This is a genomic window from Sphingopyxis macrogoltabida, from assembly GCF_001314325.1.
Taxonomy (GTDB): domain Bacteria; phylum Pseudomonadota; class Alphaproteobacteria; order Sphingomonadales; family Sphingomonadaceae; genus Sphingopyxis; species Sphingopyxis macrogoltabida.
This window is the reverse complement of the sequence record NZ_CP009429.1, coordinates 1,654,330-1,677,302: the sequence shown is the minus strand read 5'-3', so window position 1 is coordinate 1,677,302 and position 22,973 is coordinate 1,654,330. Positions and strand designations below refer to the sequence as shown.

21 protein-coding genes are annotated in these 22,973 nt (G+C 65.8%); 12 read left to right on the top strand and 9 right to left on the bottom strand.

Going from position 1 to position 22,973, the window contains the following annotated elements:
• Nucleotides 1-90 precede the first annotated feature (90 nt).
• Complete coding sequence (locus LH19_RS08325; RefSeq protein WP_167346270.1) at nt 91-1,107, bottom strand: dipeptidase; 1,017 nt, start codon at nt 1,105-1,107, stop codon at nt 91-93.
• A 284-nt stretch (nt 1,108-1,391) separates the two neighbouring features.
• Between LH19_RS08325 and LH19_RS08320 the strand changes: the two genes are divergently transcribed.
• A complete protein-coding gene (locus tag LH19_RS08320; protein ID WP_054726994.1) occupies nt 1,392-2,669 on the top strand; it encodes a spinster family MFS transporter in 1,278 nt (425 codons plus the stop codon).
• A gap of 15 nt (nt 2,670-2,684) precedes the next feature.
• Here the strand turns inward: LH19_RS08320 and LH19_RS08315 are convergent, their stop codons facing one another.
• Nucleotides 2,685-4,226, bottom strand: a complete 1,542-nt coding sequence (locus tag LH19_RS08315; protein WP_054726992.1) for an acyl-CoA synthetase — start codon at nt 4,224-4,226, stop codon at nt 2,685-2,687.
• Between the two features lie 124 nt (nt 4,227-4,350).
• On the opposite strand from LH19_RS08315, the gene LH19_RS08310 reads away from it, so the two are divergent.
• Genes LH19_RS08310 through LH19_RS08290 form a run of 5 tightly spaced genes read left to right on the top strand, consistent with a single transcriptional unit; the run spans nt 4,351 to nt 9,469 of the window.
• The gene (locus LH19_RS08310; RefSeq protein WP_054726990.1) at nt 4,351-4,659 is read left to right on the top strand and encodes a hypothetical protein; all 309 of its coding nucleotides are present in this window, start codon (nt 4,351-4,353) and stop codon (nt 4,657-4,659) included.
• A 6-nt stretch (nt 4,660-4,665) separates the two neighbouring features.
• The gene (locus LH19_RS08305; protein ID WP_054726988.1) at nt 4,666-6,171 is read left to right on the top strand and encodes a class I adenylate-forming enzyme family protein; all 1,506 of its coding nucleotides are present in this window, start codon (nt 4,666-4,668) and stop codon (nt 6,169-6,171) included.
• Nucleotides 6,172-6,180: 9 nt separating this feature from the next.
• Nucleotides 6,181-7,173 carry an enoyl-CoA hydratase/isomerase family protein gene (locus LH19_RS08300; RefSeq protein ID WP_054726981.1) on the top strand — a complete coding sequence of 331 codons (993 nt, stop codon included), beginning with the start codon at nt 6,181-6,183 and terminating at the stop codon, nt 7,171-7,173.
• A complete protein-coding gene (locus tag LH19_RS08295; RefSeq protein WP_054726976.1) occupies nt 7,170-8,135 on the top strand; it encodes a CoA transferase in 966 nt (321 codons plus the stop codon). The genes LH19_RS08300 and LH19_RS08295 overlap by 4 nt, the downstream gene beginning before the upstream one ends.
• Nucleotides 8,132-9,469: an amidohydrolase family protein gene (locus LH19_RS08290; RefSeq protein WP_054726975.1), complete on the top strand. Its 1,338-nt coding sequence runs from the start codon at nt 8,132-8,134 to the stop codon at nt 9,467-9,469. The genes LH19_RS08295 and LH19_RS08290 overlap by 4 nt, the downstream gene beginning before the upstream one ends.
• Here the strand turns inward: LH19_RS08290 and LH19_RS08285 are convergent.
• Nucleotides 9,466-10,650: a thiolase family protein gene (locus LH19_RS08285; RefSeq protein WP_054726973.1), complete on the bottom strand. Its 1,185-nt coding sequence runs from the start codon at nt 10,648-10,650 to the stop codon at nt 9,466-9,468. The genes LH19_RS08290 and LH19_RS08285 overlap by 4 nt on opposite strands.
• Complete coding sequence (locus tag LH19_RS08280) at nt 10,647-11,051, bottom strand: Zn-ribbon domain-containing OB-fold protein (protein WP_054726970.1); 405 nt, start codon at nt 11,049-11,051, stop codon at nt 10,647-10,649. The genes LH19_RS08285 and LH19_RS08280 overlap by 4 nt, the downstream gene beginning before the upstream one ends.
• Nucleotides 11,052-11,155: 104 nt before the next feature.
• Here LH19_RS08280 and LH19_RS08275 point away from each other — a divergent pair, with 104 nt between their 5' ends.
• The 5 genes from LH19_RS08275 to LH19_RS08255 are packed head-to-tail and all read left to right on the top strand — an operon-like array spanning nt 11,156 to nt 17,628.
• Nucleotides 11,156-12,469, top strand: coding sequence for an amidohydrolase family protein (locus LH19_RS08275; protein WP_054726969.1), 1,314 nt, complete (start codon nt 11,156-11,158; stop codon nt 12,467-12,469).
• A gap of 11 nt (nt 12,470-12,480) precedes the next feature.
• Nucleotides 12,481-13,761, top strand: coding sequence for a cytochrome P450 (locus LH19_RS08270; RefSeq protein ID WP_054726966.1), 1,281 nt, complete (start codon nt 12,481-12,483; stop codon nt 13,759-13,761).
• Between the two features lie 10 nt (nt 13,762-13,771).
• Nucleotides 13,772-15,247, top strand: a complete 1,476-nt coding sequence (locus LH19_RS08265) for an aldehyde dehydrogenase family protein (protein ID WP_054726965.1) — start codon at nt 13,772-13,774, stop codon at nt 15,245-15,247.
• A 24-nt stretch (nt 15,248-15,271) separates the two neighbouring features.
• Nucleotides 15,272-16,504: a CaiB/BaiF CoA transferase family protein gene (locus LH19_RS08260; protein ID WP_201258446.1), complete on the top strand. Its 1,233-nt coding sequence runs from the start codon at nt 15,272-15,274 to the stop codon at nt 16,502-16,504.
• A 14-nt stretch (nt 16,505-16,518) separates the two neighbouring features.
• Entirely contained in the window at nt 16,519-17,628 is a 1,110-nt protein-coding gene (locus LH19_RS08255) for a Gfo/Idh/MocA family protein (RefSeq protein ID WP_054726961.1), read from the top strand.
• Here LH19_RS08255 and LH19_RS08250 read toward each other — a convergent pair.
• The 4 genes from LH19_RS08250 to LH19_RS08235 are packed head-to-tail and all read right to left on the bottom strand — an operon-like array spanning nt 17,625 to nt 21,367.
• A complete protein-coding gene (locus LH19_RS08250) occupies nt 17,625-18,794 on the bottom strand; it encodes a thiolase family protein (protein WP_054726959.1) in 1,170 nt (389 codons plus the stop codon). The genes LH19_RS08255 and LH19_RS08250 overlap by 4 nt on opposite strands.
• On the bottom strand, nt 18,791-19,186 hold the full coding sequence (locus LH19_RS08245) for a Zn-ribbon domain-containing OB-fold protein (protein WP_054726957.1): 396 nt from the start codon (nt 19,184-19,186) through the stop codon (nt 18,791-18,793). The genes LH19_RS08250 and LH19_RS08245 overlap by 4 nt, the downstream gene beginning before the upstream one ends.
• Complete coding sequence (locus LH19_RS08240; protein WP_054726956.1) at nt 19,183-20,583, bottom strand: MFS transporter; 1,401 nt, start codon at nt 20,581-20,583, stop codon at nt 19,183-19,185. Before LH19_RS08240 ends, LH19_RS08245 begins: the two co-directional genes overlap by 4 nt.
• 1 nt (nt 20,584) lies before the next feature.
• Nucleotides 20,585-21,367, bottom strand: coding sequence for an SDR family oxidoreductase (locus LH19_RS08235; RefSeq protein WP_054726954.1), 783 nt, complete (start codon nt 21,365-21,367; stop codon nt 20,585-20,587).
• 116 nt (nt 21,368-21,483) lie between these two features.
• Between LH19_RS08235 and LH19_RS08230 the strand changes: the two genes are divergently transcribed.
• Nucleotides 21,484-22,137, top strand: a complete 654-nt coding sequence (locus LH19_RS08230) for a TetR/AcrR family transcriptional regulator (protein ID WP_158514416.1) — start codon at nt 21,484-21,486, stop codon at nt 22,135-22,137.
• Here LH19_RS08230 and LH19_RS08225 read toward each other — a convergent pair whose 3' ends face one another.
• On the bottom strand, nt 22,138-22,965 hold the full coding sequence (locus tag LH19_RS08225; RefSeq protein WP_054726950.1) for a coniferyl-alcohol dehydrogenase: 828 nt from the start codon (nt 22,963-22,965) through the stop codon (nt 22,138-22,140).
• Nucleotides 22,966-22,973 lie beyond the last annotated feature (8 nt).

The following is a 22,973-nucleotide window of genomic DNA, read 5'->3' as shown; positions in this document are numbered from 1 at the left end:
CCGGTCGCGACTTCTACCCCTGTCGTGCTGATTTGCAACGGATTCTCTATCTGCGGGAGAATGTCCTCCCGCCCGACGGAGAAATCGAATTCATTTCCAGACCGCCCCCGCGACGCGTAGGAAATTCTCGCCCATGATACCGCGCAGATCCTCGGCGCTATACCCTTTCGCCAGCAGCTTATCGAGGATCAGCGGGACGGTTGCCGGGCTGAGGAAGGCCCAGGGCAGTTCGGGCATGCCGATCTTCTTGGCGACGTTGCCCTTATAGAAATTATAGAGCGCCTCGCAGTGTCCGGGGGTCATATAATCCAGCCCGAGCGCGATGTGCTGCGGCCCGACCAGATCCGCCATATAATCGATGATGGCGATGATCGTGTCGACCTTTACGCCGCCGGGCTCACCGATGAATTGCCCCACGCCGTTGACGCCGATCACGCCCCCGGTCGCGGCGCAGGCCTTGATCTGGTCGTCGCGGATGTTGCGCGGGTGATCGTAGAGCGCACGCGGATTGGAATGCGAAAAGATGCACGCCTGGGTCGATGCCTCCATTGCATCCATCGTCGTCCGGTACCCCGAATGCGAACAATCGACGAGCATGCCGACGCGGTTCATTTCGGCGACGAGGTCGCGGCCGAAGGCCGACAGGCCGCCGTCGTTCTTCTGCGCCTCGATACAGCCCGTGCCGACATTGTTCTGGAAGTTATACGCCATCAGCATCCAGCGGACGCCGAGTTTGTAATAGGCGCCGACGTTGGCGAGGTCGCGGCCGACGGCCTCGCTGCCCTGAAAGTGGAAGCCGACGCCGATCTTGCCGGTGCGCTTCGCCTCGCGAATATCGTCGACGCTATCGACCACGATGAAGTCGTCGGGATGAAGGCTGAGCGAATGCCGCATTTTGGCGAGCGTGGCATAGACCTGCGACGGAGCGGCTTCATTGTCCTGCGCCAGCGTCAGCGACGTATAGGAATATCCGGTCTGGCGGCGCGCCAGCAATTCCTCTTCCACATCGGTCGGCGGCGAAGGAAACAACATGTCGCACAGGATCGCCTCGGCGAGCTGCGGAATGTCCGCCAGCGAAGCTATGGTTGTTTGATCCGCCGTGGCCATATTCATTCCTCTCGCAGTATAAATTCGACTATTTTTTGTCGTTCGGGCAGGTCCGACCGTTCCGCGATGGTTGCGATGTCCGGACAGGCATTGCTGCATTCAGGATAAGCGAGGCGCCCCTTGTGTCCAGAATCAGAATATTTGCGCCATTGGGCGAGGATTACTGAGTTGTCCCCGCACGCCAAACGCCTCTCTATTGGATAGCGAAGAGAACCGGCAAACCTTGCCCTTAGCAATGCAGGGCGTTCGATCGCCAACCGGTTCATCGGGGAGGACAGGCGATCATGACGGGCGCGACGACCGAGTTTCAGCCGTGGAACCAGTTTACCGAAAAGCAGCGCTGGCTCTTCCTCATCGTCCTGTTTCTCATCGCGGTGGCAAGCTATGCCGACCGGCAGCTCCTGCCCGTCGTGCTCGAGCATATCCGGCTGGAATATGGTTTGTCCGACCGCATGCTCGGCGCGCTTGGCGGAGCACCGTTTGCCCTCTGCTACGCCCTGTCCTGCATCCCCTTCGCGCGCGCGGCCGATCATGGCAATCGCAAGCTCTGGCTGATCGTCGCCTTCATGCTGTGGACCGTGATGACGGTTCTTTGCGGTTTCGCGACCTCGCTCGTCTTCCTGTTCGTTGCCCGGATGGGCGTCGGCATTGGCGAAGGCGGCGCCGTGCCGGTCAGCCACGCGCTGGTCGCCGACTATTTCCCGCCGGACGCCCGGGCCAAGGCTTTCGCGGTGCTATCCTCTGCCGTCACCTTCGGCGGCACGGTGGCGCTCGTTGCCGGCGGCTGGCTGGCCCACAGCCATGGCTGGCGCATGGCGTTCATCGTGATGGGGGCGGCCTCGCTGCCGATCGCCGTGCTCGCCGCGCTCATCCTGCGCGAACCGCCGCGCCTTCGCGACGAAAGTCTGTCCGGGCCGCGCCCGGCCTTCCGGCAGGAAGCTTCGGCACTGGTGAAAAAGCCGTCGTTCCGGTTCATCATCACCGGCTTCACCATCTATTCGCTCTTCGCCTATGGGCCGATCATCTTCATTCCGGCCTATCTGATGCGGGTCATGCAACTCGACGTCGCGGTGGCGGGAACGACCTATGGCATCAGTAGCGGAATCGGGACGATCATCGGTTCGATCATCGGCGGCATCGTCTGCGACCGGCTCACCCGGCGCGATCCGCGCTGGCTCGTCTGGTGGCCGGCGGGCAGCTATGTCATCGCCATGCCCGTCGCCTGGCTGGCGTTCGGTTCGCAGTCGCTCGCCGGATTCCTCTTTTGGGCCGGGGTGTTGATGGCGCTCCTATTCGCCGCTCTTCCGGCAGTCTTCGCATCTGTGCAGCATATTTGCGGTCCGACCCGCCGCGCGACCGCTTCGGCCATTGTCATGGCGTCGATCAACGCCATCGGGCTGACGCTCGGACCGCTCGCGACCGGCTGGATCAGCGATCTCCTCGCGCCGAGCTTCGGCATCCAGAGCCTCCGCTATGCGCTGATGATCATGGCTGTCGTACTCGCACCGGCCGCGATCCTGTTCGCGATGGCGAGCCGGAAGTTCCTTGCCGATAGCGAATGAATGCGTGTTGGCCGATCACGCCTTCGGCCAGTGTCGCGCCCGGATTTCCTGCTTGTAGAGCTTGCCCGTCTCATGCCGGGGCAGTGCCGGGTCGAAGTCGACCGAACGCGGGCATTTGAGGTGGCTGAGATGCGCCCGGCAATATTCGATGAGCCGCGATGCCAGTTCGGGACCGGCGTCGTCCCATGATTTCGGTTGCACCACCGCCTTCACCGCTTCGCCCATCTCGGGGTGCGGCACGCCGATCACCGCGGCATCGGCGACCTCGGGATGCAGGATCAGCAGATTTTCGGCTTCCTGCGGATAGATGTTCACGCCGCCCGAGATGATCATGAAGCTCTTGCGATCGGTCAGATAGAGATAGCCGTCGTCGTCGACATGGCCGATGTCGCCGAGCGTGCTCCAGCCGGGATGCGCGGGATGGCGCGCGTCACGCGTCTTGGCGGGGTCGTTCAGATACTGGAAGTCCCAACCGCCCTCGAAATAGACGAGGCCGTCGTTTCCGGCAGGCACCTCGCCCCCCTCTTCGTCGCAGATATGCAGCGTTCCCCAATCGGCGCGGCCCACTGACCCCGGACGATCAAGCCATTCCTGCGGCGTGATGAAGGTCGATCCGTTCCCCTCCGATCCGCCGTAATATTCATAGACGATCGGGCCGAGCCATTCGATCATCCGCCGCTTGATCTCGACCGGACATGGCGCCGCAGCATGAACGATCTTTTCGAGCGAGGAGAGATCGTAACGTCCGCGTATATCGTCGGGGAGCGCGAGCAGCCGCACGAACATCGTCGGCACCATCTGCATGAAGGTCACACGGTGACGCTCGATCAGGCGCAGCACCGCCTCGGCATCGAAGTGCTCCATCACCACCAGCGTTGCCCCGAGCCGATGCGCGGCCATGCCATAGACGAGCGGGGCGGTGTGATAGAGCGGCGCCGGCGACAGGAGCACGCTCGCTTCGCCGACGCCGTAGCGCCCCGAAATCCGCTCGGCGAGCATATGCGGGGCGTCGGCGGCTTCGCCGCTGAGCGGCAGGCGAATCCCCTTCGGCCGTCCGGTCGTTCCCGACGAATAGACAAGGTGATAGCCGGCGGTCTCGTCGGCAATCCTTTCGGCGGGTTGCTCCGCCAGAGCGGCATGCCAGGATGGAACTCCCTCAAGATCGGCACCGATGTCGAAAATCGCCTCGACGCCTTGCGCAAGCGACGCGCGATCCCGGACAAACGCGACAGCAGCAGGGACATCGGCGTGGGTGACGAGCAGCCGCGAACCGCTGTCGGTCAGGATATAGGCCGCCTCTTCGGCGGTCAGTTGCGTCGAGATCGGGCAGATATATAGCCCGGCGCGTTGTGCGGCCCAGTAAATATGATAATATTCGAGGCAGTTCTTGAGCCAGATCGCGATCGTGTCGCCTGCCCCAATGCCAAGCGAACGGAACAGCCGGGCGCCGCGGTTCGCGACCTCCTCGATCGCCGCATAGCTTGTCGCGCCGCCGCCCGCCGCCATGACGACCGCCGGACGATCGGGTGCGGTTCGCGCAAAATGTCGTGGATGCATCGCAAACCCTTTGCTGCTTTTGAGTTATATAACTACGTTTACTTTCTATGTCGATTGACATATTGGCGGACGAACGCCGAGACGGTGGCAAAGCCCATAGGCAACGGGAAAGGATGGAGAGACAATGGACCTCAAACCGGGTTCGCGCTGGAAAAGTGCGGTATGCGACGCGCAACTGGTCGTCGTGCGCCCGCCGAAAGCCGCCGGCGAGTTGCAGTGCGGCGGGGCCGCAGTGCTGCCGATCGACGATGCAGCCGCCCCGACCGGCGACATCAGCCCCGATTTTTCGGACGGCGTGGCGATCGGCAAACGCTATGTCGACGAGGATAGCGGGCTCGAGGTTCTCGGCGCCAAGGCGGGGCAAGGCTCGCTTGCGTTCAATGGCGCGGCAATGACGGTCAAGGGTGCCAAGCCGCTTCCCGCTTCGGACTGACCCGCCATGCGCACGCCGCTCCTGCTCGATATTGCCGCCGATGCCTGCCCCGACCGCCTCGCGCTCGGCGGGTATGGGAAGGCGCTCGACTTCGACGCCTATCGCGCCCGCGCCAGCCGGGTTGCGGAATGGCTCGCGGCCAAGGGCATGGCCAATACCGCCTTCCTCGGCATGAACGGCGACGCCCTCCCCGTGCTGCTTTTCGCGAGCGGCATGGCGGGAACGCCCTTCGTTCCGCTCAACTACCGCCTCGCCGACGCCGACCTGAACCGGCTCGTCGCGCGGAGTGCTCCCGCCGTGCTGATCGCCGATGACGCGATGCTGCCGCGCATCGTCCCCGTCGACGGCATCGAACTCGTCGGGCGCAGCGCGTTCGAGGCCGAATTCATGACCGGCGCCGCGTCCGAACGGATCGATCTGCCCGAAGCCGAAAACGATATTGCGGTGCTGCTGTTCACCAGCGGCACGACCGGCGATCCGAAAGCGGCGGTGCTGCGCCACGCCAATCTGACCTCCTACGTCATGTCGACGGTCGAATTCCTCGGGGCCGGCGAGGAAGAGGCGACGCTGGTGAGCGTGCCATCCTATCATATCGCCGGAATCTCGGCGATCCTCACCGCCGCCTATGGCGGACGGCGCGTCGTCTACCTGCCCGCCTTCACGGCCGAAGACTGGGTCCGCATCGCCGCGGCGGAGCGCATCACCCATGCCATGGTCGTGCCGACGATGCTCGACCGTATTCTCGACGTGATGGACGAGACCGGCGAGGCGTTGCCGTCGCTACGGGCGCTCTCCTATGGCGGCGGCAAGATGCCCGAGCCGGTGATCGCCCGGGCTCTGGCGCGGCTGCCGCACGTCGATTTCGTCAACGCCTATGGCCTTACCGAAACCAGTTCGACGATCGCACTGCTGGGCGCCGAGGATCACCGCATCGCCTTTGCCTCCGACGACCCCGCGATCCGCCGCCGCATCGCGTCGGTCGGCCAGCCGCTGCCGAGCGTCGAGCTCGAAATCCGCCGCGACGACGGGTCGCCATGCGGTATCGGCGAGCATGGCGAAATCCATGTCCGCGGCGAACAGGTGTCGGGCGAATATCTACACAAAAGGGCGATCGCCGACGACGGCTGGTTCGCGACCAACGACGCCGGCTGGCTCGATGAGGGCGGCTATCTGTTCGTCGAGGGGCGCTTGGACGACGTCATCGTGCGCGGCGGCGAGAATATCTCGCCGGGCGAGATCGAGGATCTGCTTCGCAGCTTCGACGATATCGCCGATTGCGCCGTACTCGGGATTCCGTGCGAGAAATGGGGGGAGAAGGTCGTTGCGGTGATCGTATCGCGATCGGGTTCACCCGACACGGCGGAGATGGCGGCGATGATCAGGAGCCGGCTTCGCTCTACCAAGACGCCCGAACAATGGTTCTTCCGCCGCGAGCTCCCTTACAACGAGACCGGAAAGCTGCTCCGCCGCGTCCTCAAGGCCGAACTGGCGGAAGAGGTTTGCGCCGGATAGGAAGGCGCGATGACGATTGCCGACCATCTCGACGCCGACCGGCTCTCCGCCCCGGGCGGCGTACCGGTTCTGGCCGTCGACGCCGCGACATGGCGGCGCCCGGTCGCGCCGATCCAGGCGGCGGTCATTGGCCTCGATCCCGATGGCGCCCTGCCGCCGGTCGGAGAGGACGACTTCGACGTGCTGGTCACGGCGGCGGAGAATGCGCCGCGCCCATGGGTATCGGTCGGCAAACAGCGCTTCGATACGGCGGTAGCGCAGCTCGCCAATGCGGCGTACGCCAACCCGCTGGCCACCACCATTGCGGCGCAGGTGTTGCGGCTGACAGCGAAGCTGCCGCTCGCCGATGCGCTGACGGTCGAATCGCTTGCCTATTCGGCCCTGCTCGGCGGCGAAGAGTTCCGGCGCTGGCGAGTTCGCTCCGCGCCCGACGCACCCACCCTGCCGCCGGTCGAGCCGGTAACCGCCGCACGGCAGGCCGACCGCCTCACGCTGACCCTGAACGATCCCGCAAACCGCAACGCGATGACAGCTACAATGCGCGATGCGCTGTACGAAGCGCTTGCCAATGCGCTCGACGATCCAACCGAGCCCGCCGTCGCCTTGCAGGGCGCGGGACGCTGCTTTTCAACCGGCGGAGCGCTTGCCGAGTTCGGAACCGCAACCGACCTCGCTGAAGCGCATGCGGTGCGGATGCTGCATAGCTGCGCCCGCGCTCTCGACACGCTGGGAGAGCGGGGAACGGTCCGGCTGCACGGCGCCTGTGTAGGGTCGGGGATTGAGGTCGCCGCGGCCGCGCATCACCGCATCGCGGCATCCGATGCATGGTTCCAGCTTCCCGAACTGGCGATGGGGCTGATCCCCGGTGCGGGCGGCACGGCGACGGTCACGCGGGCGATCGGACGGCACCGCAGCTATTGGATGCTGCTGTCGGGAAAGCGGATAGACGCGCGGATTGCGAGCGAATGGGGTCTGATCCACGCGATCGAGGACGCCGCATGACCGCGCTGCTCGACGCGGTCGCCGCCGCCGGCAAGCGGCTGGTCGCGGCAGCGGAAGGCAAGATCACTTTCGATGCGCGGCAGGCCTTGGCGCGCGACGGTGATCTCGCGCTGCAAGAACCCGGCCTGTGGTCGCCGAACCGGCATTGCCGGCTGGTCGCGTGCCGCGACGGCTGGCTGGCGGTCTCGCTGGCGCGCGAAGACGACCGCGACCTCGTTCCCGCATGGACCGGCGCGTCGTTCGACACCGACCCGTGGAGTGCCGTTATCGCCGCCGCAGCCGACCGCTCTGCCGGACAGATGGCGGTGGCCGCGCAGGCCCTCCATCTCCCCGTCGCGATTGTCGGCGAGGCAGCCCCCGTAACGCCGCGCGAATTGCCGGTCGGGGCAGCCCGCGACGGCCTGGTCGTCGATCTCTCGGCGCTATGGGCGGGGCCCTATTGCGCCGGCCTGCTCGCCGAAGCCGGCCATGACGTGGTGAAGATCGAAAGTCCGGGGCGGCCCGATCCGACATCGCACCATATGCCCGCGCTCGACACCCGGCTCAACGGCGCCAAGCAGCACGTGACGATGGAATTGGACGATCCCGACCTGATCGCGACGATCGGGCGTGCCCGCGTGTTGATCACCGCGGCGCGGCCGCATGCGTTGGCGCGGCTCGGGCTGGACGAAGCCAGCTTGTTCGCGCGCAACCCCGGACTCTTGTGGGTGGCGATCACCGCGCATGGCTGGCGCGGCGCGGCGGCGATGCGCGTCGGCTTCGGCGACGATTGCGCCGCGGCGGGCGGGTTGGTGCGGTGGCTGGACGGAACGCCCAATTTCATCGGCGACGCCCTCGCCGACCCGCTGACCGGGCTCACCGCCGCGACCCTCGCGCTCGAAGCGATGGCCGATGGACGAAGCGGTTTGCTCGACGTGCCGCTGGCTGGCACCGCAGCGCATTTTGCCGGAGCGATCGCATGAACGCATCGTTCAATCTTCTCATCCGCAATGCCCGGGGCGCCGACGGGCGCGCGCTTTCGGTCGGTATACGCAACGGGCGAATTGCGGCGCTGGGAAGCGAAGTTGCCGGAGCGGGCGCGGAGATCGACGCACGCGGTCAGGTCATCGGCCCGGGGTTTCACGATCATCACCTGCACTTGCTCGCCACCGCAGCGCGCATGGAGTCGGTGGACCTTGCCGGCGTCCGCGACGTCGATACGATCATTACGCGGCTGCGGACTGGATCAAGCCTGCCGGGCGAATGGGTGCGCGCGATCGGCTATGACGATCGGGCCGCGGGGTTGCCCGATCGCGTGCTCCTTGACCAATGGCTGCCCGATCGGCCGCTGCGGGTACAGGATCGCACCGGCGGCTACTGGATCCTCAACAGTACCGGTCTGGCGAAGCTCGGCGAAGCGCCGTTTCCCGCCTGTGTCGAACGTGATGCCGATGGCCGCCCGAACGGGCGGATCCGGCGCGGCGATACCTGGCTGCGCGAAAAGATCGGCGGCGCGCCGCCATCGCTAGCGGCATTGGGCGGTCGGCTGGCGCGGTGGGGGGTGACCGGCGTAACCGACGCGGGCGCGGCCAACGGTGCCGAAGAAGCCGCGATTCTTGCCGGTGCGATGCCGCAGCGGCTGACGATCATGGGGACCGAGGCGCTGCCACCGGGCGATGGCTATGTGCTGGGCGCGGTCAAGCTGCTGTTCGACGAAGACGACCTGCCGCCGGTCGCGACAGTGGTATCGCGGATCGCTTCGGCACGCGCGCTGGGCCGCGCGGTCGCGGCGCATTGCGTGACGTTGGGCGAACTGCTCTTCTATCTCGAAGCGCTCGCGATGGCGGGCGGCGCGCGTCCGGGCGACCGGATCGAGCATGGCGGGATGATCGCCGAAAGCCTGATTGCCGACATTGCCGCGGCGGGCCTGATCGTCGTCACCCAGCCCAATTTCATCCACGACCGCGGCGACCGCTATCTCGAACAGCTCGACCCCCATGAACTCGGCGATATCTATCGGCTAGCGTCCTTGCAGCGCGGCGGCATAAAAGTGCGCGCGGGATCCGATGCGCCTTATGGCGATGCCAATCCGTGGATCGCGCTGCGCGCCGCCACCGACCGTTTGACCCGCGGCGGCGGCATCATCGGCGCGGACGAAGCCATCGACCGGGCGGCGGCGCTGGCGCTCTATCGGGCCGGACCGCTGGCGGTCGGCGCCGCCGCCGATCTCATCCTTTACGATTGGCCCGATGACCCCGCCGCGGTGGGATGCGTGGGCCTGACCCTGATCGGCGGCAACATCGTCTGGCAAGCCTAATCGCGGACGAGCAGCATGGCTCCAGCGAGCGGGCCGCCCGAGGTCGAGGTGGCGCAGACCTGCGGGTCGCCCTGCACTTGCCGCGCCCCTGCCCGGCCCCAGAGCTGGGTGCAGGCTTCGTGGACCGCACCATAGGCGTGGAGACGCCCGCCCGACATTGCGCCGCCGCCGGTGTTGACGGGCAGATCGCCATCGAGCGCGATGCGATGGCCGCCGTCGATAAAATACTTGGCACCATGAAGCTCGCAGAAGCCGAAATTTTCGAGCCAGTTGATCGTGTGGAAGCTGAAGCCGTCGTAAAGCTGCGCGATGTCGACGTCGGCGGGCTTGAGGTCGGTGCGCGACCACATCATCTCGGCGACCTTGGGCTGCGCCTGCGTGTCGAGTTCGGCGAGCTGGGTCCAGCTGTTGCGGTAGCGCATCGACGATCCGATCGCGCCGATCCGGATCGGCGGGTTCTTCAACGTTCGCGCGACGTCCATCCGCGAGACGATGATCGCGGCGGCGCCATCGATCGGGACGTCGCAGTCGTAGAGGCGCAGCGGGGTCGCGATCAGCGGCGAGGCGAGATAATCGTCGATGGTGATCGGGGCCTTGTAGATCGCCTTGGGGTTGAGCGCGGCGTTGCGGCGCTGGTTGACCGCGATCTGGCCGACCTGGTCGGGGCGGATGCCGCTCTTGTGGACATAGAGGTTGAAGAAGAGCGCCTGCTGGAGCGCGGCGGCATAGGTGTAATAGGGGGCGTACCAGGAAAAGGGGCCTGCCTGCCGCTGGCCCTCGCGAAGCAAGCTATTGGCATAGGCGGTCTTGCGCGCGGTCGCTTCGTACATGGTACGGAAGATCAGGACGTTGCGGCAGAGGCCGGCGGCGATTGCGCCGATCGCGTTGAACACCGCGCCATATTGGCCGGGCGCCTCGCCGCCGCCGCCGTACCAGCCGACCTCGAGCCGCAGCGCATCCTGCAAAGCCGCGCAGCCGACGGGCGAGAAGCCCGATCCGTCGGCGCGCTCGCCGGGCCAGGTCGCGATACCGTCGATGTCGGCGCGGGTCAGGCCGGCATCGGCGATGGCTTCGAGCGCGGCGTCGACGGTCAGCGCCAGCGCAGACTTGTCGGCGCCGCGCGAGACGTCGGACATGCCGACGCCGGTGATCGCGGTATTCTTCTCGGCGAAGCGCGTCATGCGGTCACCGGACGGAAGAGCGGGACCCACAGGTCTTCGACCGGTTCGAAGACGACCTCGACATCCATGTTGAAATCGACCGTTTCAGGATCGCATTCGACGATATTGCACGGGATGCGAACATCGTCCTGCTCGGCGATCGCGACCAGCGCGAGCACATAGGGGGCGGCGAGATCGGGCACCCACGCCTTGTGATTGACGGTGAAGGTCACCACCCTGCCCCGCCCCGACACCGCCTGCGGCGCGACGTCGCGGCTCTCGCAGCGCGGGCAAAAAGGCACCGGCGGATGGACGAAATATTCGCAGGCGGCACAGCGATAGATCGCGAGCTTTCCTTCGCGTCCCCACGTCCAATAAGCTTCATTATCCCTGTCGATCACCGGCAGCGTTCGCGCGACCATCAGCACCTCCCACTTATTTAACTATGTCATAAACCAAGAGTTGACACATCGTCAATTTTTGCGATGATGACGCCAATAACAAACCATTTGAGAGGAGAGTCGCCATGCAGATGGACGACATGGTGATCATCAGCGTCGACGATCATGCGGTCGAACCGCCCGAGGCCTTCATCCGCCACTATCCCGAAGGTAAGAAGGACCGCGCGCCGCGCATCGTGCAGGACAATGGCAAGGATATCTGGTCGTGGAACGGCCAGCGCTTCCCGACGATCGGCCTCAACGCCGTCGTCGGCCGTCCGCGCAGCGAATATGGCATGGAACCGAGCGCGTTTGAGCAGCTTCGCCCCGGCACCTATGATCCGAAGCTGCGCGTCGACGACATGAACGCCAATGGCGTGCTCGCCTCATTGAACTTCCCGACGATGCCGAGTTTTGCCGGCGGCACTTTCGTCACCATGGCGCAGAAGGATCCCGAGGAGGCGCTGCTGGCCTGCCGCGCGTGGAACGACTGGCATGTACAGGAATGGTGCGCCGCCGCGCCCGGCCGCTTCATTCCGATGTGCCTCATTCCGATGTGGAACATGGACGACACGCTCGCCGAGCTGAAGCGGATGAGCGACCTCGGCGTCCATGCCGTCAGCTTCTCGGACAATCCGGCCAACATCGGCCTGCCGAGCATTCACAACGAATATTGGGAGCCCTTCTGGAAGGCCTGCTCCGACTACAAGATGGTGATCAACTGCCATATCGGCACCGGCGCGCGCGCGATGCACCCCTCGCCCGAAAGCCCGATCGACGCGTGGATCACCGCGATGCCGATCTCGATCGCCAATTCGGCCGCCGACTGGACCTTCGCGAAATTCTGGCAGCGCTACCCCGATCTGCGCATGGCGCTCAGCGAGGGCGGCATCGGCTGGATCCCCTATTTCCTCGAGCGCGCTGATTTCACGCACGAACATCATCACGAATGGACCTTCACCGATTTCGGCGGCGAGCGGCCGTCGGACCTGTTCAAGCGGCACATCATTTGCTGCTTCATCGACGACCAGTTCGGGGTGAAGAACCTCGACTATATGAACACCGACATGGTCGCCTATGAATGCGATTATCCGCATTCGGACACGGTGTGGCCCAATGTCCCCGAATATCTGTGGGCGTCGGTCAACGGGCTCGACAAGACCATCATCGACAAGATCACCCACCTCAATGTGATGCGCGAGTATAGCTTCGACGCCTTCGCGCTGAACGGCGGGCGGGAGAATTGCACCGTCGGGCATTTGCGCGAGCTGGGCAAGGATGTCGACGTCAGCCCACGGCACAATCTCGGCGGGCTCAAGACCGACAGCATGGACGCGATCGGCAAGGCGCGCCGGCCGATTACCTCAGGCGACATCGAACGCATGTTTGCCTCGGCCTGAACGGAGGACATATGACCGAGACGACGCTTTCCCGCTGTCCGATCGCGCATGCCCCGGCGGACGCCCCGCCGGTGCCCGCGCATGTCCCGCCCGAACTGGTGCTCGACACGCGCTTTGCGCAGGGCCAGATCGCCTATGACCTGCCCGACCCCTATCTGCCTTCGGATGTGATGCGCGACCCTGAGGTGCCGCGCATCCTCTATTACCCCTGGCCGACGAGCGGGCGCCAGCATGGCGCGTGGACAGTGTCGCATTATGAGGACATCCGCCGCGTCTATGAGGATAACGACATCTTCTCGACCGAGGGTGCGGCGCAGTTCCAGGCGCTGGCGGGCGAGACTTTTCCGTCGATCCCGCTCGGCATCGATCCGCCCGACCATGGCCGCTACCGCAAGTTCCTGAACCCCTGGTTCACGCCGGTGGCGATGAACGACATGGAGCCGAAAATCCGCGCGATCGTGACCGAGATGATCGATGCGGTGGTCAAGGATGGCGAGGTCGATATCGCCTATGACTTCGGGCGCATCTTCCCGGTTCGCGTCTTCCTCAACCTGATGGGTTTCCCCTTCAGCATGTTCGACCAGTTCCTCGAATGGGAATATGCGATCCTGCACAACCCCGACATCGCGGCGAAGGCCGAGGCGGTGAAGGGCATCCTCGCTTACCTCCGCGGCTTTATCGCCGAGAAGCAGGCGAACCCCGACGAGACACTGGGCAGCTATATCGCCAACGGCCAGATGGATGGCCAGCCGCTGACGGCCGACGAGACGATCGGCATGACCTGGTTCCTGTGGCTCGGCGGGCTCGACACAGTCGCGTCGACGATCAGTCAGATGTTCCGCCGCATGGCGCTGGACACCGAGTTGCAGGCCCGCATTCGCGCCAATCCGGAGATCATCAACAGCGCGGTCGAGGAATTCCTGCGTGTCCAGCCGCTCGTCAACAGCGGTCGGCGGATCAAGAAGGATTTCACCTGGCACGGCGTCGACCTGAAAGAAGGCGACTGGATCGCCTGCATCAACAGCTCGGGCAATTTCGATGAAAAGCAGTTCGCTTGCCCGCGCGACTTCGACCCCGAGCGCAAGAACAACCGCCATTTCACGCTGATCGGCGGGGTGCATATCTGCCTCGGCGCGCATCTGGCGCGGCGCGAGCTGCGGGTGCTGCTCGCCGAATGGCTGTCGCGCGTGCCGCCCTTCCGCCTCAAACCGGGCGCCGATACCACCGTGATCCCCGGGCTGCTGTCGATCCGCAACCTGCCGATCGTCTGGGACACCAAAGCCGTTTCATAAGGACAACAACATGGCTTTCTTGAAATATGACGACGCCATTTACGTGGGCGGCGAATGGCAGAAGACCGACCAGCGCGAGGCGGTGATCAACCCCGCCGACGAAAGCCTGCTGATCGAGGCACCGGTCGGCAGCGCGGCGCAGGTCGACGCCGCCATCGGCGCGGCGCGCACCGCGTTCGACCAGGGCGATTGGGCTTATATGCCGGTCGCCGAGCGGCAGGCGGTGCTGACGCGCTTCCTCAACGCGCTCGACGCGCGCAAGGGCGAAATCGTCGATATGATCGTTGCCGAGGCGGGCGCGACGCGGATGCTCGCCGAGTTTCTGCAATATGGCATCCCGATGAAGCATGCGCGGCGGACGATCGAGGTCGCCTCGCGCCCCGCGGTGTCGTCGCTGCCGGTCGAGCTCACTCCCAATGCGCTCGGCCGCACGACGCTGGGCACCGGGGTGGTGAGCCGCGAGCCGGTGGGTGTGGTCGCGGCGATCTCGCCGTACAACTTCCCCTTCTTCCTCAATATCGGCAAGGTGATTCCGGCGCTCGCGGTCGGCTGCACGGTGGTGCTCAAACCCTCGCCCTACACCCCGATGCAGGCGCTGATCCTCGGCGAGATCGCCGACGAGGTCGGGCTGCCCAAGGGCGTGCTGAGCATCGTCACCGGCGATATCGAGACGGGCAAATTGCTGACCACCGACCCGCGCGTCGACCTCGTCCACTTCACCGGGTCGGACAAGGTCGGGGCAATGATCCAGTCGCAGGCGGCGCCGACGCTGAAGCGCATCGTGATGGAGCTTGGCGGCAAGTCGGCGCTGATCGTCCGCGCCGACGCCGATATCGCGAAAGCCGCAGCGGCGGGGATCATGGGCTTTACGACGCATGGCGGCCAGGGCTGCGCACTCACCACGCGCCACCTCGTCCACAACAGCGTCCGCCCGCAGTTCGTCGAGGCGATGAAGGCGATGCTCGGGCATCTGAAGATCGGCAATCCGGTGGACCCCAGCGTCAATTACGGCCCGCTGATCCGCGAAGTCGCGCGCAAGCGCACCGAGGATTATGTCGCAATCGCTCAAGACGAGGGCGCGACGCTCGTCGCGGGCGGCAAGCGGCCCGACGGGCTCGACAAGGGCTATTATTACGAGCCGACGCTGTTCGACAATGTGAAGAACGACAGCCGCATCGCGCAGGAAGAGGTGTTCGGGCCGATCGGCGCCGTGATCGGTTTCGACGACGATGCCGAGGCCGTCGCAATGGCGAACGACAGCGATTTCGGCCTGTCGGGCGCGATCTACTCGGCCGATGCGGGCGAAGCCTATCGCATGGCGCTCAAGATCCGCACCGGCGGCGTATCGATCAACGGCGGCGCGGGGACGATGCAGTCCGACGCGCCCTTCGGCGGCATAAAGCGCTCGGGCTACGGCCGCGAATATGGCGAGGATGGCCTCAACGAATTCACCTATCAAAAGGTGATCAGCTTTCACGCCGAATAAGGGCCAAAAGGGAGAGACACGGCGATGACAAAGGTCATGGAGGGCATCCGCGTCCTCGAGGTTGCGCAATTCACCTTCGTTCCCGCGGCGGGCGGCGTGATGACCGACTGGGGCGCCGATGTGATCAAGATCGAGCATCCGGTGCGCGGCGATGCGCAGCGCGGCATCCAGATGCTCCAGCGGCTCGCGGTCAATCCGCAGCGCTCGTCGCTGATGCAGCATCCGAACCGCGGCAAGCGCAGCGTCGGGATCGATATCTCAACCGAGGAAGGCCGCGAGCTGCTCTATGAGATCGCGAAGACCGCCGACGTCTTCCTGACCAACTACCTGCCCTCGGCGCGGCAGAAATTGAAGATCGACATCGAGCATATCCGCGCGGCGAACCCCGACATCATCTATGTTCGCGGCAGCGCCTTCGGCGACAAGGGCCCCGAGCGCGACAAGGGCGGGTTCGACAGCACGGCCTATTGGGCGCGCGGCGGGTCGGCGGTGCTGGTGACGCCCAAGGAGCTCGACGGGCCGTTGACGCAGCCGGGGCCGGCCTATGGTGACACGATCGGCGGCATGAACATCGCGGGCGGGATCGCCGCGGCGCTGTTCCACCGGGAACGGACCGGCGAGGCGACCGAGGTCGATGTCTCCCTCCTGTCGTCGGGCATCTGGGCGACCGCCTGTTCGGTCGACGTCGCGATGGAACTGGACAAGGATCCGTTCGAGAATCTGATGCCCGGCGGCGGGCAGTCGGTCGGGACCAATCCCTTCATGGGGGTGTTCAAGACGTCGGACGGCAAGTTCATCAACCTGACCGTGCTGTCGCCCGGCCCCTATATCGACGATGTGTTCGGCCATCTTGGCATTCCCGAGGCCGCGCAGGACGAGCGTTTCTCGACCGCCGAGGCGATCATGGCGAATGCGGCGGAAGCCTATCCGCTGGTCAAGGCGGCCATCGCGGCGCAGAGCTTCGATTATTGGTGCCAGCATCTGAAGTCCATGAAGGGCCAATGGGCGGCGTATCAGTCGGTGCACGATGTCGCGAGCGACGAGCAGGTGCTGGCGAACGACCTGATCTTCGAGGTCGAGTCCGCCGACGGCGGCGCGCCGATCCGGCTGGTCGCCAATCCGGTGCAGTTCAACCATGCGGGGGTCGAGAACACCCGCGCGCCCGAAGCGTCGGAGCATACCGAACTCTTCCTGATGGAATTGGGCCTCGACTGGGATCGCATCGAGGATCTGAAGAACCGCAAGGCGATCGCCTGAGCGCGGAGGCCGCCATGTCCCCTCCCCTCCGCGTCGGCATCATCAGCGCCGCCTGGGGCGCCAAAGCGCATTTGCCCGCCTGGCGTAGCCTCGACGGGGTCGAGGTCACCGCGATCTGCACGTCGCGGCCCGAAACGGCCGCGAAAGCGGCCGAGGACTTCAAGGTCGCGCGCGCATTCCACGATTTCCGCGCGATGGCGGCCGATCCCGAGATCGACATCGTCGATTGCGGGACGCGGCCGCCGCTGCGCTTCGATATGGTGATGGCGGCGCTGGCTGCGGGCAAGCATGTCTATAATGGCATCCCCTTCGCCAAAGATCTGGCCGATGCGCGCGCGATGGCCGACACGTGGCAAAGCGCCAGGACCGTCGCGGTGGTCGACGCCTTCATGCAGGCGGTGCCTGCCATGGTCCAGATGAAGGCGATGATCGACGCCGGCTGGATCGGCGAGGTCTTCGGCGCCGATGTCGCGTTCGAGGTGCCTTTGTTCAGCGCGGCGCAGACCAATGTGCCGGGCTACGTCTGGTTCGCCGATCCCGCGAATGGCGCGAGCGCGGGGCGCAATCTGGGCAGCCATATGTTGCACCTGCTGGTGCATTTTTTCGGACCGGTGGCTTCGGTGACCGCCGACCAGTCGCTGACGCTGAAGGCGTGGCCGCTGGAGGGCGAGACCATCCGTCCGGCGGTGCCCGACCGGGCGTCGATGCTGCTGCGCCATGCCTCGGGGCTGCCGACGCGGCTGGAGGCGAACTGGTGCAAGATCGGCGGCGACGGCTTCCGCTTTTCGGTCTGGGGATCGAAGGGACGGCTCGAAGCGCGCGCGCCGGTGTTTCCGATGGCGCATGACACGCGGCTGTTCGGGACGCAGAATCCGGCGCTGGGCAGCGCCGCGGTGGGCGAGATCGCGATCCAGCCCGAATATCTGGCGGTGCCGGGATGCCGCGCCGTAGCCGATCGGCCTGAGACGGGTTTGCTGGCGCTGGCATCGATCTTTGCGAAGATGCGCGATGCGATCAATGGCGACGGAGCGGCGGCACCCGACTTCGCGCAGGGCCTGCATGTGCAGGAGGTCGTCGAGGCGGCCGCAACCGCGTCTCACGAACGCCGCTGGATCGATCTCTAGTCCCGCCGCAGCAGCATCGATCCGGCGATAAAGCCGCCGCCCATGCCGCACGCGCCGACCTTCGCGCCGTCGATCTGACGCCCGCCGGCCTGCCCCCAGAGCTGGGTGCAAACCTCGTGCAACAGCCCGAAGCCGTGGAGGCGGCCGCCCGACAATTGTCCGCCGCCGGTGTTCACCGGAAAGCGTCCGCCGGGGCCGATATTGCCGTCCGCAATGAAGTCCTTCGCCTCGCCATGCCCGCAAAAGCCCATGGCCTCGAGCCAGAAGGGCACGAAGATGCTGAAGCCGTCGTAGAGGCCGAGGACATCGACATCGGCGGGCTTGAGGTCCGTACGCGCCCACATATCGGCGGCGCTGTCGTGTGCGCCCATCGTGGTGAGGTCGGGGCGCTGGTCCCAGGTCTCCTGCGAGCCGAGGGCGGCGCCCATCGCCGCGATCGTCAGCGGCGCCTGTGCGCAATCCTTCGCAGCGTCGGCGGCCGAGACGATCACCACGCACGCCCCGTCGATCGGCACGTCGCAGTCGAACAGCCCGAGCGGCGATGAGATCATGCGCGCGCCGAGATAATCGTCCATCGTCAGCGGCGTGCGCATCACCGCCGAGGGGTTCTGCTGCGCGAAGGCGCGCTGGCCGGTCGCGACGAGGCCGAGATGCTCGCGCGTCATGCCGAACTCGTGGAAATAGCGCTGCGCCATCCAGCCCGCCCAGTTCGACGCCGACATCGCCTTTGCGGGGACGAGGTAGGAGTACCAGCCGCCGAGCCGCGCGCGGCCCGCGCCGGGGATGCTCGCGCGCTGCGTCGCGGTCTGCGACGAGCTTTCGGTGAGCGCGCGAAAGCAGAGGATGTGGCGTGCCTGCCCCGTCGCAACTGCCATCGCCGCGACTTGGATGGGCGCCATCTGCGACGGGCCGTCGGGGACCGCACTGTGCCAGCGCGTCTTGAGCCCGAGTGCGTTGCGGACCTCGCCGGTGCCGAGCGGCGACATGCCCGGCGAATTGTCGGCCTTGCCCGGGTAGGTCGAAATGCCGTCGATATCGGCGCGCGTCAGCCCCGCGCATTCGAGCGCGCGGCGCGCAGCCTCGGCGAGGTGGATCATTGCGGGGCGATTGGTCTTGCGGCCGATGTCGGACATGCCGACGCCGGTGATGGCGGCGTTCAGGGTCATTGCGCGGGCTCCCACTGCGGGAACCAGATATCGTCGATGTTGAGGAAGCCGATCTTCATTGTCTGGCCGATGACAACGCTTTCGGGGTCAGCGTTCACCACTTCGGCAGTCACGCGTGCACCGGGAGCGCCGTCGAGGTCGACCACCGCGAGCGCGAAGGGCACGGGCATGTCGGGCATCCAGGGCTGGTGATTGACGGTGAAGGTGTAGACCGCTCCTGTGCCGGTAACGGGTTTGAATTCAATGGCTTGAGACCAGCACTTCGGACAGATCAACTGTGGCGGGTGGATGGCGTGGCTGCAATCGGCGCAGAAGGCGATCATCAATTTCCCCTCGGCGCCGCCAGTCCAGAAGGCGGTGTTTTCGGGGGTGAGTTCGGGAAGCGGTCTCATGGTTGTTCCTGCGGTGGATGTTGGCGCGGCAGCGCGAGCGCGGTAAGCACTGCGGCGGTGCAGAGCGCGGCGATGACGGCGACCGTGAAGTCGTAGGCGAAGGGCGACGGGTAGGTTTCGCTACCCCGGCGCACGATGTCGGCGGCGAGCAAGGTCGTCACCATCTGCGCGCCGATGCCCATGAAGAGCTGGCGGATGACGGTGAGCAGGCCGGAGATTTCGCTGATCCGTTCGGGCGGCGAGGCCTGGGCGATGATCGTCGGCGCGACCGAGAAGAGCATCGTCGTGCCGAAGCTGATGACGATGAGCTGCGCCACGACCTTGGGAAAGCTGTCGACGTCCATGACGAACCAGAGCAGCCAGCCCGCGACGGTGACGCCCCCGCCCGCTATCAGCGCAAAGCGTCCGCCGCCGCGCGCCGCGAGCCAGCCGCCGAGCGGGCTGGCGAACACCGAGCTGAGATTCGAGGGCAGCTTGGCAATCCCCGCGAGCGTCGCGGTGAAGCCGAGCCCGGCGAGCGTCCACAGCGGCGCCTGCATCATCAGCGAGAAGAAGACGGTGATCTGGAGCGTGCTCATCGCGACGAGCGCAGTGACCGCGCTGCCGATCGCGATGGTGCGGTCGGAGAAGCTGCGCACCGCGATCAGCGGATTCGGGCTAGCGAGGCTGGCGCGCCACCACCAGAGGGTGAGCAGCACGCCGATGGCCAACGCGGCGAGCGGCAGCGGGCTGGCCCAGCCCCAATCATTGCCCATGGAGAAATAGACGAGGACGAGTGCGACCCCAGGTGCAAAGGCGAGGCCCGACAGCCAGTCGACGGGTTCGGATGCCGGCTGGCGCGGCGAGCGCGGGAGCAGCCCGCCGATCGCGAGCGCCGAGACGGCACAGAGACCGGCACTGGCGAAGAACACCCCGTGCCAGCTGAAATTGTCGACGATCATGCCGCCGACGACGAGCCCCGCCGCGGTGCCGATCGAGGCGCCCGAGATCATCAGGCCGATCGCCATCGGCGCGCGCTCCTTGCCCGCATTTTCGTGCACGAGCCCGATGCAGAGCGGCAGGATCGCGCCGGTGACGCCTTGCATCAGCCGCCCGGCGAGCAGCACCGGGAAATTGGTCGAGAGCGCGCTGATCAGCGAGCCGACCGCGCCGATGATCAGCACGACGACGAGCACTTGTCGCCGCCCGAACAGGTCGCCGAGACGCCCGACGATCGCGGCAATCGCGGCGCCGACGATGAGGTAGCCGGTGATCAGCCAGCCGACCATCGCGGGGTTGCCGAAATCCTCGATCAGCTTCTTGAGCGCGGCGAGGATCATCGCGGTCTCGAACGAGCCGGTGACCTCGGCGATCCAGAGGGCACCGATGATCAGGGGAAGATTGCGGCGGTCGGTCACGTCAGCTCGCGACGGCCTTGGCCCCCTCGGGCACGCCGACCTGCGCCGCGCGGACCTCGATCAGGTCGACGCCGATATCGGCGGGCAGTCCGATCACCGACAGCAAGGCCTGCGCCATCGATTCAGGCGTCGCCCCCTCGCCCGTCATCGACGCATGGCCGGTCTCGACGATCTTCTTGTAGAAGGCGGCGACGGTCTCCTGCGACCAGCTCTTGCCGCCCGAACCGCCCTTGACCGAGCCCGAACGCAATATGGTAATGCGGATGTCGTCGCTGCGCAGTTCGTCGCGCAGGCCGTGGCAGAGCGTTTCGACCGCCGCCTTGGTCGCGGCGTAAAGCGCGAGCATCGGGAAAGGCATGTTCACCGACTCGCTGCTGATTGCGACGATCTGGCCCTTGGTGGCGCGCAGGTGCGGGATTGCGGCGCGGATCAGCCACGAGACGCCGAGGATATTGATATCGACATGGTTGCGGATCATGTCGTCGCTGCCGGTTTCGAAGGCGAAGGGATGATAGACCGCGGCATTAGCCACCACGACGTCGATGCGGCCGAAATGCAAGACCGCCCGCGCGACGGCGGCATTCACTGCCTCCGACGCGGCGACGTCGCAGGCGATCGGCAGCACGGCGTCGCCGAACTCGGCGGCGAGCGTGTCGAACTCGTTCGATGGGCGCGCGAGGCACGCGACCTTCACGCCTGAGGCGACGAGCGCGGCGACGAAATGCCGCCCCATGCCTTTCGATGCGCCGGTTACGACGGCGACCTTGCCGGCTAGCCTCTCCATCCCATTTCCCCTGATTTTCGTGTCTCGGGCTTCATTTTTGACGATACGTCAATTTTTTGCCATATCGCAACCCCGCTGTTAGGATGGCGGGAAAATTTCGGGGCAGGATCACCTATTTGACGCAGACACAGGCCATCATCACGGCGGAAACCCCGCCCGAACGCAAGCTGGGGGCGAAAGGACAGCGGACGCGGCAGCAGTTGATCGACGCAACGGTCGACCTGCTCGAGACGCACGGGCTGCGCGACGTGTCGGTGGTCGACGTCGCGCGCGCGGCGCAGACCTCGCCCGCCACCTTCTACGTCTATTTCAAGGGCGTGCCCGAGGTCGTGCTCGCGGCGCTCGAACATGCGAGCCAGACCTCGCCCGAACTTGAGGCGATCGTCGCGCGTGACTGGCTGTCGCCGGGCGCCGAAGCGGCCGCGGCGGCGTTCGTCGAGGAATATACCGGCATCTGGAACCGCAACCGGACGATCTTCGTCGTGCGTAACCTCGCGGCGGAGGAAGGCGACACGCGCTTCTACGAGGCGCGGATGACGCAGGCGCGGCCGATGATGGATGCGATCAGCAGCCAGGTCGAGCGCGCGCAGGCGGCGGGGCGCACCCCCGCGCACCTGTCGCCGCGCTCCTGCGCCGGCACCGTGCTGATGATACTCGAGCGCCTGTCGGCAATCGGGCCCATGAGCAGTCATTCGGACGGCGTCGGTTACGCGGATCTGAAGGCGGCGGCGGCGCATAGTATTTCGATGATGCTGGGGGCGCGGGGCTGATCAGGCGCCCGCCGCCTCGGCGATCATTTTCTGGATGTCGAGCACCCCCGTCGCGAGCCCGCCCGCGAGGCCGGCGTCGACCGGCAGGCACACGCCGCTGATGAAGCTCGCGGCGTCGCTGTTGAGCAGGATCAGCGGCAGCGCCTGTTCCTCGGCGGTCGAACAGCGCCCCTTGGCCTTAGCGAAGGCGCCGAGCACCGCGTCACCCGCGACCTTGCGGAATTCGCCGAGCATCGGGGTGTCGATCGGGCTGGGCATGGTGCAGTTGATGCGGATGTCGCGGCCGATCAGGTCGGGCGCGCGGGCCTGCGTCCAGGTGTTGATCGCTTCCTTGGCGAGGCTGTAGGGGTCGCCGACTTCTTCCGCGCGGTCGAGATACCATTGGCGCGCTTCGGCGAAATCCTCGATCGCGATGAATTCCCGCAGCAAAGGTTGGCGCGTCAGCCATTTCATGCCGCCGAGCGACGACACCGAGACGATCGCGGCGCCGGGGTTGAGGTGCGGAATCCAGCCTTCGGTCCAAGCGCGGATGCCGAGGAAGTTGACCGTGACGACATCCTCGCCGGGGAAGGTCTGCGGCAGGCCCGAGACGTTGAACACGGCGTCGATCTTGCCGCCGATGCTCGCGATGCCCGACGCGATGGCGTCGGGGTTCTTGAGGTCAACCTCGGTGAAGCTCGCGAGATCGACCGGCGACGGCTTGATGTCGGCGCCATGCACTTCGGCGCCGAGGTCGACGAGCGCGCGCGCGCAAGCCTCGCCGGTGCCCGAGAAGCAGCCCATGACGACGACGCGCTTGCCTTTATAGCCCAATATATCCTTCGACATGGTCCTCA

Excerpts from the sequence above, each read along its gene's own strand:
- LH19_RS08325 (WP_167346270.1), bottom strand. The coding sequence starts at position 1,107 with ATGGCCACGGCGGATCAAACAACCATAGCTTCGCTGGCGGACATTCCG.
- LH19_RS08320 (WP_054726994.1), top strand. The coding sequence starts at position 1,392 with ATGACGGGCGCGACGACCGAGTTTCAGCCGTGGAACCAGTTTACCGAA.
- LH19_RS08315 (WP_054726992.1), bottom strand. The coding sequence starts at position 4,226 with ATGCATCCACGACATTTTGCGCGAACCGCACCCGATCGTCCGGCGGTC.
- LH19_RS08310 (WP_054726990.1), top strand. The coding sequence starts at position 4,351 with ATGGACCTCAAACCGGGTTCGCGCTGGAAAAGTGCGGTATGCGACGCG.
- LH19_RS08305 (WP_054726988.1), top strand. The coding sequence starts at position 4,666 with ATGCGCACGCCGCTCCTGCTCGATATTGCCGCCGATGCCTGCCCCGAC.
- LH19_RS08300 (WP_054726981.1), top strand. The coding sequence starts at position 6,181 with ATGACGATTGCCGACCATCTCGACGCCGACCGGCTCTCCGCCCCGGGC.
- LH19_RS08295 (WP_054726976.1), top strand. The coding sequence starts at position 7,170 with ATGACCGCGCTGCTCGACGCGGTCGCCGCCGCCGGCAAGCGGCTGGTC.
- LH19_RS08290 (WP_054726975.1), top strand. The coding sequence starts at position 8,132 with ATGAACGCATCGTTCAATCTTCTCATCCGCAATGCCCGGGGCGCCGAC.
- LH19_RS08285 (WP_054726973.1), bottom strand. The coding sequence starts at position 10,650 with ATGACGCGCTTCGCCGAGAAGAATACCGCGATCACCGGCGTCGGCATG.
- LH19_RS08280 (WP_054726970.1), bottom strand. The coding sequence starts at position 11,051 with ATGGTCGCGCGAACGCTGCCGGTGATCGACAGGGATAATGAAGCTTAT.
- LH19_RS08275 (WP_054726969.1), top strand. The coding sequence starts at position 11,156 with ATGCAGATGGACGACATGGTGATCATCAGCGTCGACGATCATGCGGTC.
- LH19_RS08270 (WP_054726966.1), top strand. The coding sequence starts at position 12,481 with ATGACCGAGACGACGCTTTCCCGCTGTCCGATCGCGCATGCCCCGGCG.
- LH19_RS08265 (WP_054726965.1), top strand. The coding sequence starts at position 13,772 with ATGGCTTTCTTGAAATATGACGACGCCATTTACGTGGGCGGCGAATGG.
- LH19_RS08260 (WP_201258446.1), top strand. The coding sequence starts at position 15,272 with ATGACAAAGGTCATGGAGGGCATCCGCGTCCTCGAGGTTGCGCAATTC.
- LH19_RS08255 (WP_054726961.1), top strand. The coding sequence starts at position 16,519 with ATGTCCCCTCCCCTCCGCGTCGGCATCATCAGCGCCGCCTGGGGCGCC.
- LH19_RS08250 (WP_054726959.1), bottom strand. The coding sequence starts at position 18,794 with ATGACCCTGAACGCCGCCATCACCGGCGTCGGCATGTCCGACATCGGC.
- LH19_RS08245 (WP_054726957.1), bottom strand. The coding sequence starts at position 19,186 with ATGAGACCGCTTCCCGAACTCACCCCCGAAAACACCGCCTTCTGGACT.
- LH19_RS08235 (WP_054726954.1), bottom strand. The coding sequence starts at position 21,367 with ATGGAGAGGCTAGCCGGCAAGGTCGCCGTCGTAACCGGCGCATCGAAA.
- LH19_RS08225 (WP_054726950.1), bottom strand. The coding sequence starts at position 22,965 with ATGTCGAAGGATATATTGGGCTATAAAGGCAAGCGCGTCGTCGTCATG.